The organism is Pseudoclavibacter endophyticus, assembly GCF_008831085.1.
GTDB lineage: Bacteria > Actinomycetota > Actinomycetes > Actinomycetales > Microbacteriaceae > Pseudoclavibacter > Pseudoclavibacter endophyticus.
In genome coordinates this window covers 15,841-32,468 of the sequence record NZ_WBJY01000002.1, presented here as the reverse complement: position 1 = coordinate 32,468, position 16,628 = coordinate 15,841, and the positions used below count along the sequence as shown (strand labels likewise).

The window sequence follows — 16,628 nt, the reverse complement described above, 5'->3', positions numbered from 1 at the left end:
GAGCCGCCGTCAGGCACGGGACAAGCCGCCACCGGGCCGATCGTCGTCGTCGTCTGACTCTGCGGCCGAGCTGGAGTTCGAGTCGTGAGCGCCCTGATCAGCGTTGGCGTGGGGAGCTCCGGGCGACGACTCGCTGTCGTTAGCGCCATCGGCCGACGGCGCTACGCCGGTCGTCCCTTGGTCGCGGAGCTCCTCTCCCGTCACAAGCTGGTCGTCAAGGGCGCGAAGCTCTTCCTCCAGCTGGCGAATGCGCTCGTCGTGGGCCGAGTCGCTTCCGAGCGACGTCAGGAACGCCATGTCGTCGTCCGGCGCCGATGGGACGGTCTCGACGGGCCGCAGCAGCAGGCCCTTCCCGAAGAGGATCCAGAGCACCGGTCCGACGAGGGGCACGACGAGGATCACCAGCAGCCAGATGGGCTTCGAGAGCGCCCGGGTGCGCTTTGTGTCGGTCATGGCGCAGTCGATCACCGCGTAGACGGTGATGACCACTGCGATGACGACGGCGGCGATGAGGAGGCGTGACATGGTGCCTTCATCTTAGGTGAGAAGGCTTGGCGTGAGCCGCCTCCCGGCCGCGCTTCCGCCGCGCGGGGAACGCTGAGAGCGGACACTGGTCGTGATGCGCTGCAGGGACGCTCGACGCGGTCCCACCACGCAACACTCGTACACTGGTGGTGGGTCGACGAGGGGACGAGCATGGATTCGAAACGCGCCTGGGTCGGCTACGCCGTGATTCGCGTGCTCGCGTTCGTCGTTCCGTTCACGCTCGTGATGGTCGCTTACCCTGCGTGGTCGTTCAACTGGGTCGCGGGCGTCGTCGCCGGCACCATCATCGGGGTGGGAGTTTCGTATCTTTTCCTGCGACGTCACCGCCTCCGCATGGGCGCCGACCTCGCCGCCATACGGGAACGCCGCGACCAGCGGATGCAGCTGGATCGCGAGGAGGACTCGGTGCTCGACGCGGAGGAAGAGCCCGTCGAGACGGGTCAGGGCCGTTCCGAGACGGGTCAGGATCAATCGAGCGATGTCGCGGGCGACGCGGGCGAACCCGACGGCCCGGTCGATCCAAAGGACCCGAGAAGCCCAGACACCCCGGGCGACCCAGACGCTTCAGATGACCGGTGAGACTGCGGGAGCCCGCCCGTTCACCCTGCTTTGACCCCGTGCCGCTCGCGCTACGGACAGCACGGATGGTGAGCACGCCCGTCGACCGAGAACTCGGGACCCGGCGAGCCGGTCGCCGGGTCATGCGGTCTCACCGGTGAGCAGGTCGACACCGTACAGGGCCATGTACGCGACCGGGTCGACGAAACCGGGGGCGACGCTGGCGTCGCCGACATGCGGCAGCGAGCCCACGTCGGGGTCGGTCGTGGCGATCGTGTTCACCCGGAAGTCGAGGTGGCAGCCCGTCGACGGCCCGGCGTTGCCGACGGCGCCGAGTCGCGCACCTGCCTCCACGACGTCACCGAGGGCGACGGTCACATCGCTCGCGAACATGTGCAGGTAGCTGATCACGGTGCCGTCGTCGGTCGTCACGGATACCCAATAGTCCGAGGCCGCCGTGACGGTGCCGGGCCTGGCGGCGACGACGGGCACGCCGCACGCGGCGCCGAAGTCGAGCGCCGGGTGCCAGGTCGACGATGCGCAGCCCCCCGGCCCGCCGACCCGGCACGGCCTCGGCCCCACGCCGTCGGTGATCGGCGCGGGTTCGCTGAGCGGGTAGGCACCGTCGCCGGATGTCGCCGGCCGCGGGCAGTGACCGGGGGCGTCGCCGACACGGTCGAGCACCTCGATGGCCGCGCCGAGCCACTGCTCGTAGGCGTCGGGGAACGCCGAGGCTTGCACGCGCTGTGCGGCGACCCCGGGGTCGTCGTGCTCCCAGGCGTCGAGGTCGAGCAACCCTGGCGGCGTGCCTGCGTTCGGGCCGTCCGGACCACCGAGAAAGGCGCGGGCGGCGTACCCCGGGTCCATGAGTTCGGCCACCGTTCCCCACGACATCGAGGGCCGTTGCTGGAGCACGCCGATGGAATCGTGATCGTCCCCGACGCCGTCGTGCGGGAAGTTCATCGACTCGGGAACGGCGCCGGGGTTCGCGAGATTTCGGAGCCTCGACTCCTGCAGCCCCGTCATCAGCATCACCAGCGCCGCGCGATCGCTCGCGCCCCGTTCACGGACGGCGGTGACCATGGCCGCAGCGTTCGCGAGCTGAGCTGGATCGAGCGGCACGGCCTCGCCGGAGGTCGAGTGAACGACCATTCGGTCGCCACCACGGGCGCCGGTCATCTGGTGGTGATGCACGTCTGCGGCCGAAACGCCGGCCGGGCGGCAGGCCCCAGGCCCCGCCCCCAGCGCCGTTCCCATGAGCAGTGGCACCATCATCACGACCCCCACCGGCGTGAGCAGCGCCGCCACGAGCAGCAACGTGGCGATCGTGCGGGCGCGAGGGATGCGGCGCGACAGCGGTTCGCGCGAGCGCCCGCCCCGTCCCGTCCTCACGCCCCGCCTCGTGCCGGCGTCACGCGGGGCGCGACAAGCACTGCCGCGGCCGACCAGCTCACGGGATAGCGCCGCTCGTCGTCACCGCCGACCGGCCCGACCCGGAGGTTGTCGGCGCGGCGACGGCGCCACGATCGCCGAGCCGGACGATGACGGGCGTTGGACGGGCCGGCACACCGATGTCGCCACGCACGAACGAGCGAAGTGAGGCGGCAGCGCTCCGGCCGCCGGCCCGCAGGCGCCGCCCGATACTCGCGAGGGCGACCGCCGCCGCGATGAGCACCCCGGTGACCCACGCCATCTGCATGGTGAGCGACGTGCCCGCATCCGCGGCCTGCCGGGCGACCGCGACGATGAACGCGCTCGCGGCAGCAACCGCCACGATGAGCACCACGACGGCAATGAGTGACGTCGCCGCATCGGCAACGGCCCTCGCGAACCGCCTGCGGCCGATGCCGGGCAGGATCGCCAGGTTGATCCACACCATTGCGCGGATGCCTGCGACGACGCATGCGAGCACGGCCCCGAGCAGCGCGATCGAGAGCACGGCGACGAAGCCGAGCAGCGCCGATGACCCGCTCATGGTGACCACGACGGCAAACGGCTGCCAGAGGCTCGGTTCGTCGGCGTACGCCGCCGCCTTCTCGCTGCACTCGGCAACCGCGTCGCGCACGCCGGAGTTGCCGGGGGCGGGCGCCTCCTCGCCCATCGACTCGGTGAAGGCCTGCTGGCACGGCGTCCCGTCGAGCCGGCCTCCGAACGCCACCTCCTGGGCGGCGCCGCGAACGAACAGTGTCACGATGTGCGTACGGAGCAACGTCATCGCGGTCTCGGGGTCGCCGACGGCGGCCTCCTCCCCGATGCCGGGACGCTCGTCGCGCGGGTGCTCGCCGCCGGCCTCGGTGAGCACGTCGTCGACGACCATGCTCGCGATGGCCTCGCCCGCCGTGCGGGCGTCGCCGACCGGGTCGTCGCTCCCCGTGATCGCGGTGAGCGGGGCGAGCATGACCGTTGTCGAAAGGGCGAAGCAGGTCGCCGAGACCGCCAGCTGGGTCACACCGGCGCCGAGTCGGCCGCGAAACGCAACGATCCCGCCGACGAGCGCTGCGACGAGGAGGGCGAACGGCGCCCACGCGACGCCGCCCAGCAGGTCGGCGAGTGATCGTCGAAGCGCGTCGAGTGGCCCGAGCACCCACTCGAGCCACGCGAATCCGAGCACCCATTCGAGCAGTTGGAGTGACAGCGCGATGACGCCAACGTGTCCGGTCCACGCCGCATCCGTCAGCCAGGAGGTCATCGTGGCGTGGCTGTCGAGAGCGCTGCCGCGATCAAGCGGAAGGTGTTGGTAGCTCACGAGGGGGATGCCCTCGGCGTCGGTGGCGTCGAGCCCGTCGAGCAGGGGATTGGCGCTCGCGGCGGTGCCGGTGGATGCCGCGACCCCGTCGACGTCGGCGCCCAGCAGCACACACGTCCCGATCCAGAGCGCGAGCGCGGCGAGGATCCACCTCATTCCCGGCGCCCCGCAGTTATGGGGGTCGTTCCGAGCGCGGCGCGCCGCTCGGGCCGCTGCGGCGGAACGACTCTGATCTTGCCGATGCGCTGCCTCGCGTCGCGGAGGAACGCTTCACCGCGGCGAGCGTGGTCGACGACGCCGTCGACGCCGGCCGGCGCGGTCTGTTCGGTGAGCTCTCGCACCAGTTCGGGATCGCGCTCAAGCCCGCGGTCGAGCCACTCGAGGGCGCGCTCCGCGAGCACCGGGTCAGTGTGCCGCATGACCATTCGCACCGGGATGAGACCGCGAGCGCGCACGTCGCCGAAGTCGTGGGGATCGTGGGAGGCCAGGAGTGCCATGGCGTTGTGCTTGCGTCCGTCGCGAAGAAAGTCCAGCACGTAGGCCTGCCCCTCCGGTGAGGTGGTGATGTGGTGACATTCGTCCGCGCAGAACAGCGTGAGATCGCGGCTCGTGAACGCGATCTGTCGGGCGATGCCCGTGAGGAACGCGTACATGGCCCGGCCGACAAGCTTCTCGAGCGGAAGTTCTGCGAAGAGGTGCTGTCGATCGAGCTCCTGCGCCGTCGGGAGCGCGAGGCCCGCCGTGAGCGGAATGATCGCGCGCGCCCGCAAGTCGAGCGTGGGCAGGCCGCCGTCGAAGAGCACGCGGCCGAGGTCAGTGCCCGCGATGAGATCGACGAGCCCCAGGATGCGCCGTGCCGCTTCCCCGGTCTCGCGACCGAGTTCACGGCGGAGGTCGCCGAGGCTGCGTAGGCCTCGCGCCCGTGCGGCTTCCGGCTCGAGAAGCCGCGCGAGTTCGACTCCGAGCTCGTCCCGCGGGCGAACGCCGAGGAGCGAAGCGAACAGTGATCGGACGTACCGTGCGCCGACGTCCGGGCCGAAGAGCCGCAGCGGGTCGATGGACCACGCCGGGTCGGAGAGGTCCACGACGGCCGTGTCACGCGGCAGCAGCGAGGTCGCGAATGTCGCGTACTCCCGAGCCTCGGTACGGTCGATGATCACGACGCGGGCGCCCCGATCGACGCAATCGCCGGCGATCTTCTTGAGTGCGTAGGACTTACCGGCGCCGAGCTCGGCCACGATGCCGATGCTCGCGCTGCGGTCGGCCTGGATCGTGGCCGCGGGGTCGAGCAGGACCGGTGAGCGTCGCCCCGTCGTGAGGTTGACGCCGAGCTGCAGTCCGGTTTCGTCGCCGAGCTCCGTCGCGACGAGCGGCACGGCCGACGCGAACTCCCCTCCCGTCGTGAGTTGCGCGAGTTCTCGGACGAGCGGTTGGGCGGGGATGCCGGGCTGCATGGCCCACCAGAGTTGCCGTTGACCGCCCAGGGGCGGGTCGAAGCGGAACTCGGAGAGGCGAAACCGCTGCCGCACGGCGGATGCACGTTGCATCGCCTCGACGGCGCTCGTCCCACCGATCGCCAACACGGTGGTCGCCTGCACCTCCACCTCATCCTCGGAGCGGCTGAGCGCGGCGGCGTAGTCGCGGAGCGAGGCCGCCACCTCGCCGAGCTGCGCACCCTGTCCGACGAGCAGTTCGTCCGACTGCGCGTCCTGCTGCTCGACCTGGTCGCGAAGCGAAAGCTCGGCCGAGCGATTGCGGCGCCGAACTTCGTTGCCGGACGAGATCGAGAGGCGGACGGCCCAGTCGACCGGCACGTCGGCGCGGTCGATCGCTGCGAGCCACTCCCCGCCGGGCACTGCCCAGCCGCCTTTCGGGCCGCTCGTGAGCGCGAGGAGTACCTGGTAGGAGGCGTCGTCGCTGCGGGCACCGTGCACCTTGAGGAACCGGCGCGCGAACGGATTGCGCACGAGCGGGGGCGAGTCGAGGTCGGTCACGGCGCCCTCGTCGAGCAGGGCGTCGGTGAGGACGGTCGGTGCCACGAATCGTCCGGCCGGTTCGGTCGGCGCCGGCCGAACGTCGTCGGGCTCCGGCGGGAGCCCACGCCGACAGGCACGATCGATGAGCCACGCGACCTCGCTCGGCGAGGCGGGGCGAGGCGCGAACGCTGTGGGAATCGCGTCGACCACTCGACCGGCCGCACGCTCGGCCTCGTCGACCAGTACGGCCGGCGGCGTGCGCCTCGGTAACGCGAGCGCGTCTCGCACCTCGGTCTCGGCCACCGCAGCCGCCGCCCGCAGGCGCGTACGAAGGTCGCCGCCCGCAAGCGGCACCGCGAGCCAATAGGTGCGTTCGATGCTGGGCTCCCGCAGCAGCTCACGGTGCACAAGCTCGACTTCGCTGCGCCACTCCGAGCGGTCAGCGGCGCCGCCGAGCAGACGCTCCGCGGTCGTCGCCGCACTCTCCGGCGCGCACACGCTCACCAGCAGCGCCTCACCCGACATGCCCTGCAGGAGGGCACGATGCTGGGCGCGGACGAGCTTCTTCGCCTCAGCGCCGGCATACCCGTACGGCAGGCCGCCGAGCCGCCACGTGGCCCAGACCACCCCCGACTTCGTCCACATGAGGTGGTCGCGCAGCATGACCGCCTGCGGCATCATCACGTTGATCGCCTCGCGCGGGGCGACCCACCGAGCAGCGATCTGCCCGGCCGCCGGACCGGGCGGCCTCGGTAGGTACCGAGTCGGGGTGCGAGCGCGCACGTCAGCGCCGAAAGGACGACGATGCCGGGGTTGAGCCTGCTCGTTGGCAGCATGCGGGCCGCGAAGGCCGCGCCCCAGACGACTCCGGTGATGATGAGCAGATCGATCACGATGCTTCCCGTCGACCATGCCGCTCGCGTCGCTGCCGCGATGCTCAACACCGCGCCCGCGACGCCCAGCTGGGTGAACGTGTACGGGCCGCCCCAGAGCCGGGTCCCCTCCGGCAGTCGACCGATCATGCGCGGGTACCTCCGCGAGCTCGTGTAGAAGCGGGCGGATTCGGTCGTGGACCCCGCTGCCTCCGTCATGCCGCGAACTCGCGCCCGAGGAGCCCGGCGAACCACTCGAGCCCGCCGCCTGCCGCGAGCCAGATGACGGCGGCGGCCCCCACGAGCGCCAGCACGGTGGGCGCCAGCCGCAGTCTGCTTCGGGCGGCGACCACGAGGAACAGGAGGATCGCGACGACGACCACGCCGGCACGGATCGTCGTCTGCAGATTGTCGAGTGTGGCGTTGACGGTGTCGAGCACGCCTGCGGCGTGCAGGTGGGCGGTGAGATCGAGCGCGATGTCCATGATGGTGTGTCGTCCCCCTCAGTAGCCGGTCAGCGGTGGTCGTCGTCGGTGGATGCTTCGGGCGGCCCCGGCGCGATAGCGGAGGCCTCCCAGCGACCGTCGCGCGCGGTCAGCACGAGCCAGTAGGTCAGGGTCTGCGATGACTCACCCCGGTTGACCGCCACGACGGTTGCGCGCACGTGAAGGACATCGCCCGGCGCGGGCGGGGAGGCGGGCTGCTCGTTGGTGCGCAGGTCACGTACCGACGCCGAGACGTAAGGCGCGCCCGCCAACGGCACGATCCCCGCCTCCGGGGCGGTGAAGCGTTCGAGATCGGGGGACGAGGTGAGGTACGCGGCCAAGAACATGGCCGCGGCGGTTCCCGCCTCAGTCGAGACGGCGAGCTGGTGCGGCGGCGGAGTGGGCGGGTTCGCGGCCGGAGGCAGCGCGACCGCGGCCGGCTCGCCGAGCGCGCTCAATCCGTCGGCCGTCGCGACCGAGACTTGGAACGAGCGAGGCACCCACACCGCGCCGGGCACCACGACGTCGGCGGCCGCGCTGTCGTGCTCCGGCGGCGCCGACTCATCGACGAGACCGGCCACGATCACTGCGACGACACCGGAGGCGTCTGGCCCCTCGGTAGCGGCGACGGCAAGATCGCGGTAGCCGGTCGGCACGGTGGCCTCGATCGTGGCGCCCGGTAGGAGCGTCGCGAACGGCTCCGGAGCATCAACGGTCGCCGACAGCCACGCGCCGACGAGCATCACGGCGAGGGCTTCGGCGCTCAGCGTCGGCTCGACCTGCGAGGCCGCCTGCGCCTCGGCCTCCGGCAGCGATGGGCCGGGCGCCAGTGCACTGGCGACGAGTGCGATCGGGCCGCATGCGATGGCTGCCCAGAGCAGGATGCTCACACCTCGGCCCGCGAGTGCGCGGCCGGCGGTCCAGTCGCTCGCGGCGCGCACGGGGCGCCGGCGGCCACCCGGGTCGCCGTGCGAAGCGTGCTCGTCGAGACCCGACTCGGGAGGGGTCACCTCGTCGGGGGCCACGCCCTCGGTCGAAGCTTCGTCTCGACGGGTCGCCGACACCGCCCGCGTCGCTCGCGACGAGCCGTCGCGGACGAGCGCCCCGAGGCCAGCGCCACGCTCGCCGACCGCTGCCCGAGAAACGACACGGTCCGCCGGTCGAGACCCGGGACGCGAATCAACACCGAGCGTCACGGCCGGCCCCCTCGGGCTCGGCGACCGCACGCTCGATCGCACACCGATCTTCGGCTTCAGCCGCAACGACGCGTGCCGCTTGCTCGCTCGGCCCGCTCGCGTCGATGGCTCGGATGAGCCTCGCGGCATCGCTCACGAACTGCCACCAGCCCACGGCGCCGTTGTCTTCGTCGAGATCGTGTCTCACCCGTCGGCCACCCTTCGTAGTTCTCAACGAAGGAGGGTGCGAACGGTCGCCGAAATCAGACAGCGAGTGCCGAAATCGATGCGGGTTCGGCGCTACGGCAGTTCGTCGCCGCCCGAGCCGTCTAGGGGCGTCCCGCGGTTCCGGCGGGCGTCGTCCGCGCGCCGCGCCGCGTCGTCGTCGGCCGCGTCGTCGTCATTGGCACCGCCGTCGATGGCACGGTCGCCGATGGCGCTGCCACCGCTGGGGCCTGGGCGTTCGGGCTCGCCGACCACAGCATCCAGTTCGGCATCCAGGTCATCGCCGGGTTCTGCATCCGCGTCTGCGGCCTGCCGCTCCGGCTCGAAGCGATCCAGGTACGCCGTCGATTCGGCGTTCGGCTTGTACGAGAGCACGAGCATGGCGAGCACGACGAGCGACAGGATGAAGACCACACCGGCCGCGATGAGCCCGTTCAGCAGGTTCCGCGTGGTGAGCAGCACGATGAGGAGCACGAACACGCCGAACACGGCCGAGAGCCCAACCAGCTGAAACGGCTTCAGCAACGCCTTCCTGTTGGTCCCTGCCACGCTGCTAGTCCTCCATGCTTTCGTTGTGAGTGTTGTCCGCCACGTCAGCTTCGGCGCCTGCGTCGCCCCCGGGGGCGGCCGTGGATCTGCGGGTGATTCCGCGCAGCGTGATGCCCTCGATGATGAGGACGACCGCGAGCATCGCGGCGAACGCCCCGAGCAGGCCGGTGGACTGCACGGTCGCCGTGAGCGCGCCTTCGATGTGCTCCGTACCGCCGTAGCTCGCGTTCAGATCAGGCGGTACGAGTGCGATGACGATGCCGAAGAGCAGCGTAAGCGCACCTGAGATCAGCACTTCGCGCGCGAAGAGGGGCAGTCGCCTCACCCGCCACGCGGCGATGAGCTCAAGAAGGCCAGTGACGACCGCCCAGATCGCCACGTGCCAGATGAACCCGCCGGCCGTGGCGAGGTGCGGCACGGCGCCGAACACCAGCGCGGCACCGCCCGCGATGGCCGACACGATGGAGCGCAGAAAGGTGAGACCGCGGGCCGGATGGAACGGGATGCCGACGGCCTCGAATCCGATGAGCACGCCGGTCGCGAGGGCGAACGCTCCGAACACGACGAATGAATACGCGGGCGTGTACTCCTGCGTGAACGTGATCACGAGTGCCGCGGCCGCTGCCGGGAGGGCCCGCACCAACAGGGCGACCCACAAACGCTCGGGCACGTTCGTCACGCCGTGCCCGCGGGGTCGCCGCGGAATGCCGCCGGCCGTCGCCGACGGAGTCATGTGCGCGCCTCGTCCGGCGTGAGCGAGAAGGCAGGCCGGCCGATGCCCTCGATCATCGCGTCGGCCGGATCCTCGCCGGTCCCGAGGATCCTCCCCGTCGCGTCCACGTGCACCACCGTCGGCACGAAGTCACGCGCCTCTTCGGTCGTCATCTGCGCGTAGCTCATGACGATGATGACGTCGCCCACGTGGCCGAGACGAGCCGCGGCTCCGTTCAGCCCGATCACGCCGCTGCCGCGCTCACCGGGAATGAGGTAGGTCTCGAAGCGGGCGCCGTTGTTGACGTTGACGACGGCCACCTGTTCGCCCGGCAGCAGGTCGGCGGCATCCATCAGGTCGAGATCGACCGTGAGCGATCCCACGTAGTGCAGATCTGCCTGGGTCACGACCGCCCGGTGGATCTTTGACTTGAAGATCGTGCGAAGCACTGGACACCCTTCGGCCCCGGGGACAGGTTCGGGGCGCGTCGACGAGGCGCCGTTCCGCGCCAATGGTCCAGTCTATCTCGCGTGACGACCGCTCTCACGTCCGCACGTGCAAGGACGCCGAGCGGTCACCGAGGATGCGCCGAACGGGCGCCGGCCGGGCGTCAGGTGCGCTCGAATGTCGCGCGGTAGGAACTGCCGTCGACCTCGGTGACCGTCATCGTGAGGTCGTAGTCGGTGCCGCCGTCGGTCACCGTGCAGGTGTACGTGGACCCCACGTAGATCTCGACGTCGTCGTTCGGCGAACCCGGGCACGTGACGTTCGTGGGCACAACGCCGTACTGCTGTTCGTAGACCTCGTAGAACCAGTCCTCGATCGCCTGGACGGAGTCGTAGAGCGTCTCGCCCGACGGGCCGTCGGTGGTCGGAGGAGGCGTGCCGCCGGGCGAAGGCTCCGGCGACTCAGTCTCAGTCTCGGTCGGCGACGGCTCCGTCGTCTCGGTCTGCGTCGTGGTCGGCTCGGCCTGATCGTTCCCACCCTGCAGACTCGAGATCACGACCCAACTGATGAGCGAGATGATCACGATGCCCGCCACCGCGATGAGGATCCAACCCCAGGCGGGCATGCCCGACTTCTTCGGCGGCTGTCCGTACCCGCCGTACCCGCCGCCGCCGTAGCCGGCGCCCTGGGCGAGCGGCTGGTCATAGCCCGGCTGCTGCTGACCGTAAGCCGGTTGCTGCTGACCGTAGGCGGCCTGCTGCGCGTCGTATCCGGGCTGCTGCTGCCCGTACGCCGGTTGTGCAGCGCCGTACCCTGACTGGTCGTAGCCGGGCTGCTGCTGCCCGTAGCCCGGCTGCTGGTCGTACCCGGGTTGCTGTCCGTAGCCCGGCTGCTGTCCGTAGCCGGGTTGCTGGTCGTACCCGCCCTGTCCGGGTTGCGGTTGCTGGCCGGGCTGCGGTTGCTGCCCGAAGCCGGGTTGCTGCCCGCCAAAGCCTGGCTGCTGCTGACCGTAGCCAGACTGACTGCCCTGGCCGTACTGGCCGAATGGGTCGTTCGGGTTCGACATCGCTTGCCTCCGCCTTCACAGTATCTGCTCGGTCGCGCTTCATTGTCGCCGCTTGAGTGTTCGTCGCACCAGCATCGCAGGGAGGAGGCGACATGCTCCTGAGGCATGTGCCGGTCGCACCACGCAGTTGGGGCGCGCGTGCACGAGCCGTTCCCAGGCCACCGGCGCACGTCACATGAGGTCGATCGCGACCGTGGCCCGGTCGCGGAAGTCCTCGGCCGCAGTCCCGAGATCGCCCTGGTCCGCGCACATCGTCAGCAGACCGATCACGGTGCCGGAGTCTGCGAACGCCCGCGTCGCGACCTGCACGTGTGGAAGCTCGGGCGACGAGGATTCGTACTCGGCCAGCGCGAACTCGATGCTCCCCCCTCCGAACGCTGCGACCGCGACCGTTTGCACATCGGCAGGCGCGCCGCCGATCGTCGCGGCCATGTGCGCTTCCGAGGCTTCGCGATCACTGCCGGACCCCTCGAGCTCGCCGACACCTGTCTCGATGATGACGATGCCGGCGCACTCGGCGGGCTCGTACGTGTACTGCTCCTGCCTGAGATCGCCATCGAGATAGACGCTGCCCACGTCCCAGTCGTCACCCCGGTCGACGGCGACACGCGGTCGCTCGCCCAATCCGTGCGACTCCGACATCGGCAGCTCCCCCGTGAACGGCGAGAGTTGCTCGTCTCCGCGAGGGTCCTCCGGGTCGAAGGCGCTCGACAGCACCCCTGGGAGCACGAGAACCCCAACGGCCGCGATCGCCGCGATGACGGCGACGATGAGCAGGATCCACCCGAGGCGCGGCGTGCGTCGCGTTGGTACGGCCGGGCCGTGGCCGGGCGGCGCTCCGTGCGCCGGCGCGGCACCGAAGCCGCGGGATGGCTCGTTGCTGCGGGGCATCCCGGGGGCGAACGTCGGGCCGTACCCCGACGCCCCGCCGTAGCGCGCCGGAGCGCCGTACCCGGTTGCGGGATCAGCGCCGGGCCCCGCACCGTATGCGGGCGGGACACCCTGTGCCGGCGCGGCACCGGCGGCGAACGGAACACCCCCCGGGGATGCTCCCCGCGGCGCGCCATGTGAGGGAGACGGAGACGAGATCGGCGCCATCGCCGGTGGGGGCCAACCAGAGTTCGTCATATGCGCGCGCTTTCGAGAGGTGCCGGGCGTTCCCCCAGTGTGCCTGCGAGGCGCCGGCGGCGATACCCACCCGGGGGTGAGCCTCACCGGCCCGGCGTCATCCAGGGGCAGCATGCACGGACGCCGCGCGGCGGAGTCTGACCGCCCGGCGGCCGGCCGGCGGCAGAGCGGCGGGCGGCAGAGCGACCGGACCGGGTCTAGTGCTCGAGACCGGTCGCCGGCGTGCCTTCGAAGCGGCGGGAGAGGTCATCGGCCAGGTCGCCGATCTTCTCACTCGCGGAGCAGCCGATCCACATGACCGACGGCGCCTCGCGCGCTCCTTCGGCCTCTGGCATCCACTCGGCCATCCAGCCGCGCACGGCAGCCGCGAGCCGTTCACCACGCGGCGCGATGCCGTCGGCGCCGTCGCGCACGAACCACGAGATGGCCACGTTGTCGGGCAGCGTCCACACCTCCACCTGGGCGGAGTGCTCGACCTCGACGAACACTTGGCCGTAGGCGTCGACAGGGAGCCGCGACACGATCCCCGCGACCAGGGGGAGATCGACGCTGTCGCCCGCGATTAAGAAGTGGGTGCGGGGAACTTTGCGCTTCGCCATGGGTGTCGCCTCGGTCCTCTCCTCAGTCGCCGCCGGAAAGGGAGTGGGCGCGGCGCCGACTAACTCTTAGGTTAGCCTTACCTGCTTGTGAATGCTAGGGCTCTGCCCGTGAGCGCGGGGCCGGTGACGCCACTCGTCCCCGACACGGCTCCGGTTCGTCCGGCAGTCCCGGGTCGCCCCGCGCCGCTACAGTGGCTTCCTCACTAACCGGGGATGGGAGCGCCATGTCAGTCGGTCTACTCGCGGTCGTCGATGACATCCTCAGTGCCGCGTTGAAGGCGTCGTCCAAGTCGGCGGCCGTGGTGGTCGATGACGCGGCCGTCACTCCGCAATATGTTCGCGGGCTGTCACCCGCGCGCGAGCTTCCCGTCGTCGGCAAGATCGCGCTCGGCTCGATCGGGAACAAGTTCGTCATCATCATCCCCTTCGCGCTGCTCCTCACTGCGTTCGCGCCGTGGGTGCTTCCGTACCTGCTGATCATCGGGGGCGTCTACCTGTGCTTCGAAGGCGCCGAGAAGGTGCTCGAGTGGTTCGGTGTGGGGCACGCCCATCACGAGGAGGGCGCCCGAGATGAGAAGAAGCTCGTGTGGGGCGCGATTCGCACCGATCTCATCCTCTCGACGGAGATCATGCTGATCTCGCTCGCCAACCTCGACACCTCGGCCGGTTTCTGGTTCACGCTCGCAGCGCTCGCCGTCATCGCCATCGCGATGACCGTCATCGTCTACGGAGCCGTTGCGCTGCTCGTGAAGATCGACGACATTGGCCTCAAGCTCGCGACGGGCGACGCGAAGGGGCTCCGCCACACCGGTGTGCGGATCACGCGGTCGATGCCCGTGGTCTTCCGCATCATCAGCGTCATCGGCACGGTGGCCATGCTCTGGGTGGGTGGGCACCTCGTCATACTGAACGCGGGAGAGGTCGGCGTACCATTCGCGATCGACGCCCTGCACGCGCTCGAGCACGTGCTCGAGCCGGCTGGCCCGATCGTGGTCTGGTTCGGCGACACGCTCGTTTCAGCGATCGCGGGTCTCGTCGTCGGGGCCGCCATCGTCGGCGTCATCATGGGAATCGGTCGGATGCTCGGCAAACAGCCGACGTTCACCGAGGGCGGCGAGGCTCCCGGGGCCGTCGATCCCGCGGCCTGAGGGACTGCAGCGGACCACTGCGCGCCGGGTGTCGCAGCGCGAACCGGCGCCGACGAACTGAACCGCCGACCTGAACCGCCGACTACCCGAACTGCTGGGCGGGTGCCATGTTGCCGAATCGTGACAGGTGCCCCTGGAACGACAGCGCAATGGTGTCGGTCGGACCGTTGCGGTGTTTGGCCACGATCAGGTCGGCCTCGCCCGCGCGCGGGTGGTCTTTCTCGTAGGCGCCGTCGCGGTGGAGGAGCAGCACCATGTCGGCGTCTTGCTCGAGGGAACCAGATTCGCGAAGATCGCTGATCTGCGGCTTTCTGTCGGCGCGCTGCTCGGAATTCCGGTTGAGCTGCGACAGGGCGATGACGGGCACTTCGAGTTCCTTGGCGAGCAGCTTCAGCGCGCGCGAGAACTCGGAGACCTCCTGCTGCCGGCTCTCGACCCGCTTCCCCGACGTCATGAGCTGCAGGTAATCGATGACGACCATTTGGAGGCCGTGCTTCTGCTTGATTCGCCGGCATTTCGCCCGGATCTCAACGAGGGTCATGTTGGGACTGTCGTCGAGGAAGAGCGGCTTGTCGTTGATGCGGCCGGCCGCGCGCGCGAGATCGGCCTGGTCGTTCTGGTCGAGCCCGCCCGTGCGCATCTTGTTGAGCCGGACGCTCGCCTCGGCCGACATCATGCGCATGGCCAGCTCGCTGCGGCCCATCTCGAGCGAGAAGAAGATGCATGGCATGTCGTGGTGCAGCGCCGCCGAGCGTGCGAAGTCGAGGGCAAGCGTCGACTTTCCGAGGCCGGGCCTGGCGGCGATGATGATGAGCTGCCCCGCGTGCAGGCCATTCGTGAGCCGGTCGAACTCGGCAAAGCCCGTCGGTACGCCTGCGAATGCGCCGTCGCGATTCTGGGCCACGTCAATGTCGTGCTGCGCCTCTTCGATCGCGACCCCGAGCGGAACGAAGTCTTCCGACTCGACCCCGCCCGTGACCCCGTAGATCTCTGCCTGCGCCTGATTGACGAGCTCGACGACCTCGCCCTCGCCCGCGTACCCCATTTGCACGATGCGCGTGCCGGCCTCGACCAGGCGCCGCAACACGGCGCGCTCGGCCACGATCTCGGCGTAATAGCCGGCGTTGGCAGCCGTCGGCACGATGCCGGCGAGGGTGTGCAGGTACTCTGCGCCACCCGCCCGACTGAGCTCGCCGGACTTGGTGAGGTGGGCGGTGACCGTGATGACATCGGTCGGCTCACCGGTGGCATAGAGGTCCTGAATTGCGTCGAAGATGATCTCGTGCTTCGGCACGTAGAAGTCGACCCCGCGTACAGCCTCGACGACGTCGGCGACGGCGTCTTTCGACAGCAGCATGCCGCCCAGCGCCGACTGCTCGGCGAGCAGGTCGTGCGGGGGCGTTCGCACCGCATCGCGCGCCTCACGATCGCCCTCAGCCGAGATGGCTGCGATGTTCGGAATCGACACCGGGGAAGCTCCTTTCCGCTGCGTCGCACGCACGGATTCATCGACGCGGAACAGGTGTATCGCGCACCTCGGACATCGCGCCCGGCGTCGTCGTCAGCGAGGCCTGCGCGGAGACTGCGACAACGATAGGGCACACCCAGGTGCGACCTGTGGATAACAGTGTGGATGATTCGTGGACAGGTGTGGACACGCTCGGCCAGCCTGTGGGCGACCGTGCACCATGACCATGGGAGGCAGGCGAGTATTTCCATGCCGACCTGGGCGTTTCCGCTATTCACGCCCTGTGGAGAACTCTTGCTTCAAGCATGGGTTGAAGGCCGGGGCAGTAACGACCGACACCCTCGTGAGACACTCCGCGAAGCGGGCGTCGACGCAGTTGTCCACACCCCTGCACCGCCGACGACGACGAACGCGCCCCCAGCATCCACCGAGATGGATGCCGGGGGCGCGGTGCGTGTGAGCGTCGCCTACTTGGCGGCGACGACCTCGAGGGCGATCGTCGCGACGATGTCGTCGCGGAGCCGCACCGTTGCCTCGTGCGTGCCGACGGCCTTGATGGCCGTCGGGAACTCGACCTTACGGCCGTCGATCGTGCCGAGGCCCTGCTCGGCGACGGCATCGGCGACCTGCGGGCCACGAACCGAGCCGAAGAGGCGTCCTTCTCCGCCCGCCTTGACTTCGAGACGAACCGTGGCGTCAGCGAGGGATGCCTTGAGCGCCTGTGCCTCTTCGAGCGAGGCCAGTTCGCGCGCGGCGCGGCCGGCACGAATCTGTTCGATTTGGCGCTCGCCGCCGCGGCTCCACGTCACGGCGAGGCCCTGCGGAACGAGGTAGTTGCGGGCGTACCCGCTCTTGACCTCGACCACGTCGCCTGCGGCACCGAGGCCGGACACCTCGTGGGTCAGAATGATCTTTGCCATGTCGACAC

17 protein-coding genes are annotated in these 16,628 nt (G+C 70.0%); 2 read left to right on the top strand and 15 right to left on the bottom strand.

From position 1 onward, the window contains the following. Positions 1-9: 9 nt before the first annotated feature. Positions 10-525, bottom strand: coding sequence for a PLDc N-terminal domain-containing protein (locus tag F8O04_RS09845; protein ID WP_158029222.1), 516 nt, complete (start codon positions 523-525; stop codon positions 10-12). A gap of 171 nt (positions 526-696) precedes the next feature. Here F8O04_RS09845 and F8O04_RS09840 point away from each other — a divergent pair, with 171 nt between their 5' ends. Beyond that, on the top strand, positions 697-1,125 hold the full coding sequence (locus F8O04_RS09840) for a DUF4229 domain-containing protein (RefSeq protein WP_158029221.1): 429 nt from the start codon (positions 697-699) through the stop codon (positions 1,123-1,125). A gap of 120 nt (positions 1,126-1,245) precedes the next feature. On the opposite strand, the gene F8O04_RS09835 is transcribed toward F8O04_RS09840, so the two are convergent. From F8O04_RS09835 to F8O04_RS09785, 12 genes are all read right to left on the bottom strand, one after another. Beyond that, positions 1,246-2,496, bottom strand: a complete 1,251-nt coding sequence (locus F8O04_RS09835; RefSeq protein WP_158029220.1) for a M23 family metallopeptidase — start codon at positions 2,494-2,496, stop codon at positions 1,246-1,248. Positions 2,497-2,554: 58 nt separating this feature from the next. Beyond that, positions 2,555-4,006 (bottom strand): hypothetical protein, encoded by a 1,452-nt coding sequence (locus F8O04_RS09830; protein WP_158029219.1) that lies wholly within the window; start codon positions 4,004-4,006, stop codon positions 2,555-2,557. Next, a complete protein-coding gene (locus tag F8O04_RS09825; protein ID WP_225735038.1) occupies positions 4,003-6,507 on the bottom strand; it encodes an ATP-binding protein in 2,505 nt (834 codons plus the stop codon). The genes F8O04_RS09830 and F8O04_RS09825 overlap by 4 nt, the downstream gene beginning before the upstream one ends. Next, entirely contained in the window at positions 6,507-6,848 is a 342-nt protein-coding gene (locus tag F8O04_RS14840; protein WP_188726374.1) for a hypothetical protein, read from the bottom strand. Before F8O04_RS14840 ends, F8O04_RS09825 begins: the two co-directional genes overlap by 1 nt. 65 nt (positions 6,849-6,913) lie before the next feature. Continuing rightward, a complete protein-coding gene (locus F8O04_RS09820) occupies positions 6,914-7,183 on the bottom strand; it encodes a hypothetical protein (RefSeq protein WP_158029217.1) in 270 nt (89 codons plus the stop codon). Positions 7,184-7,212: 29 nt separating this feature from the next. After that, positions 7,213-8,208, bottom strand: a complete 996-nt coding sequence (locus F8O04_RS09815; protein WP_188726373.1) for a conjugal transfer protein — start codon at positions 8,206-8,208, stop codon at positions 7,213-7,215. 450 nt (positions 8,209-8,658) lie between these two features. Continuing rightward, positions 8,659-9,132 carry a hypothetical protein gene (locus tag F8O04_RS09810; protein WP_158029215.1) on the bottom strand — a complete coding sequence of 158 codons (474 nt, stop codon included), beginning with the start codon at positions 9,130-9,132 and terminating at the stop codon, positions 8,659-8,661. A 4-nt stretch (positions 9,133-9,136) separates the two neighbouring features. Next, a complete protein-coding gene (locus tag F8O04_RS09805) occupies positions 9,137-9,865 on the bottom strand; it encodes an HdeD family acid-resistance protein (protein ID WP_158029214.1) in 729 nt (242 codons plus the stop codon). Continuing rightward, entirely contained in the window at positions 9,862-10,293 is a 432-nt protein-coding gene (panD, locus tag F8O04_RS09800; protein WP_158029213.1) for an aspartate 1-decarboxylase, read from the bottom strand. The genes F8O04_RS09805 and panD overlap by 4 nt, the downstream gene beginning before the upstream one ends. Before the next feature lie 161 nt (positions 10,294-10,454). Further along, positions 10,455-11,357: a DUF4333 domain-containing protein gene (locus F8O04_RS09795; RefSeq protein ID WP_158029212.1), complete on the bottom strand. Its 903-nt coding sequence runs from the start codon at positions 11,355-11,357 to the stop codon at positions 10,455-10,457. Positions 11,358-11,528: 171 nt separating this feature from the next. Further along, positions 11,529-12,248, bottom strand: coding sequence for a hypothetical protein (locus F8O04_RS09790; RefSeq protein WP_158029211.1), 720 nt, complete (start codon positions 12,246-12,248; stop codon positions 11,529-11,531). Between the two features lie 434 nt (positions 12,249-12,682). After that, complete coding sequence (locus tag F8O04_RS09785; protein ID WP_158029210.1) at positions 12,683-13,084, bottom strand: SIP domain-containing protein; 402 nt, start codon at positions 13,082-13,084, stop codon at positions 12,683-12,685. Positions 13,085-13,308: 224 nt separating this feature from the next. Here F8O04_RS09785 and F8O04_RS09780 point away from each other — a divergent pair, with 224 nt between their 5' ends. Beyond that, positions 13,309-14,232, top strand: a complete 924-nt coding sequence (locus F8O04_RS09780; protein WP_158029209.1) for a DUF808 family protein — start codon at positions 13,309-13,311, stop codon at positions 14,230-14,232. 82 nt (positions 14,233-14,314) lie between these two features. On the opposite strand, the gene dnaB is transcribed toward F8O04_RS09780, so the two are convergent. Together dnaB and rplI are read right to left on the bottom strand one after the other, a co-directional pair. Beyond that, positions 14,315-15,700: a replicative DNA helicase gene (dnaB, locus tag F8O04_RS09775; RefSeq protein ID WP_158029208.1), complete on the bottom strand. Its 1,386-nt coding sequence runs from the start codon at positions 15,698-15,700 to the stop codon at positions 14,315-14,317. Positions 15,701-16,167: 467 nt separating this feature from the next. Next, positions 16,168-16,620, bottom strand: a complete 453-nt coding sequence (rplI, locus tag F8O04_RS09770; protein ID WP_158029207.1) for a 50S ribosomal protein L9 — start codon at positions 16,618-16,620, stop codon at positions 16,168-16,170. Positions 16,621-16,628 lie beyond the last annotated feature (8 nt).

Coding starts and splice junctions, on each gene's coding strand:
- F8O04_RS09845 (WP_158029222.1), bottom strand. CDS start 525: ATGTCACGCCTCCTCATCGCCGCCGTCGTCATCGCAGTGGTCATCACC.
- F8O04_RS09840 (WP_158029221.1), top strand. CDS start 697: ATGGATTCGAAACGCGCCTGGGTCGGCTACGCCGTGATTCGCGTGCTC.
- F8O04_RS09830 (WP_158029219.1), bottom strand. CDS start 4,006: ATGAGGTGGATCCTCGCCGCGCTCGCGCTCTGGATCGGGACGTGTGTG.
- F8O04_RS09825 (WP_225735038.1), bottom strand. CDS start 6,507: ATGATGCCGCAGGCGGTCATGCTGCGCGACCACCTCATGTGGACGAAG.
- F8O04_RS14840 (WP_188726374.1), bottom strand. CDS start 6,848: ATGATCGGTCGACTGCCGGAGGGGACCCGGCTCTGGGGCGGCCCGTAC.
- F8O04_RS09820 (WP_158029217.1), bottom strand. CDS start 7,183: ATGGACATCGCGCTCGATCTCACCGCCCACCTGCACGCCGCAGGCGTG.
- F8O04_RS09805 (WP_158029214.1), bottom strand. CDS start 9,865: ATGACTCCGTCGGCGACGGCCGGCGGCATTCCGCGGCGACCCCGCGGG.
- F8O04_RS09795 (WP_158029212.1), bottom strand. CDS start 11,357: ATGTCGAACCCGAACGACCCATTCGGCCAGTACGGCCAGGGCAGTCAG.
- F8O04_RS09790 (WP_158029211.1), bottom strand. CDS start 12,248: ATGCCCCGCAGCAACGAGCCATCCCGCGGCTTCGGTGCCGCGCCGGCG.
- F8O04_RS09785 (WP_158029210.1), bottom strand. CDS start 13,084: ATGGCGAAGCGCAAAGTTCCCCGCACCCACTTCTTAATCGCGGGCGAC.
- F8O04_RS09780 (WP_158029209.1), top strand. CDS start 13,309: ATGTCAGTCGGTCTACTCGCGGTCGTCGATGACATCCTCAGTGCCGCG.
- rplI (WP_158029207.1), bottom strand. CDS start 16,620: ATGGCAAAGATCATTCTGACCCACGAGGTGTCCGGCCTCGGTGCCGCA.